1 protein-coding gene is annotated in these 674 nt (G+C 42.9%); it reads right to left on the bottom strand.

All coding sequences use genetic code 11. The annotated features are described in order from the left end of the window. The coding region (locus ABN217_RS19520; RefSeq protein ID WP_349459893.1) for a tripartite tricarboxylate transporter substrate binding protein at nt 1-674 on the bottom strand (674 nt) is incomplete at both ends.

The raw sequence follows: 674 nt of genomic DNA, 5'->3' as shown, positions 1-674 counted from the left end.
AGCTTGTTCTCGGTATTGCTCGATTTCTTTTTTAACGTAATTGTCCAGTTCTTGACCGGTTAAGTTATATTCAAATAACCCGCGTAGTTCGCGTTGTTTTTTGAATTCATCGGTTTGTTGTAGTTTTTGGAAGGCTTCGACCCATTGGTTATAGTCTTCATCTGAAACTTTGGGTCCCATATAGAAACCACGAATAATTGGCCAGACAATTTCATAACCTTGCTCTTTCGCCGTTGGGATATTTACAAGCCCACCACTGAGGCGTTTATCAGCATAAGCCGCCAGTAGGCGTACTTTGCCATCGTTAAGGTAAGGTGCCATTTCACTCATATCACCAGACATGACTTGAATGTGGTTACCGAGTAATGCTGTTAATGTTTCACCACCCCCTTCAAAGGCGACATAACGCATTTTGCGCGGGTCGACATCGATTTGTTTAGCGAGCAGAGCAGTTTTCATCCAATTTTGGCTGCCGATTGAACCACCAGCACCGAAAACGATACTGTTAGGATCTTTTTTGAACGCTTCCATTAAATCTTGCAAATTTTTATAGGGTGAATCTTCTCGAACCGCGATCATGCCGTAATCGCTACCAACACTGGCTAACCAACGCACATCATTTTCGTTATAACGGCCAAATTTTCGTTGTGCGAGATTAAGTAAAGAACCGCCAG

Source organism: Proteus sp. fly-1067, from assembly GCF_040139345.1.
Taxonomy (GTDB): Bacteria; Pseudomonadota; Gammaproteobacteria; order Enterobacterales; family Enterobacteriaceae; genus Proteus; species Proteus vulgaris_B.
Note: the sequence above shows the minus strand (reverse complement) of the source record. Positions and strands in the feature narration are given on the sequence as shown.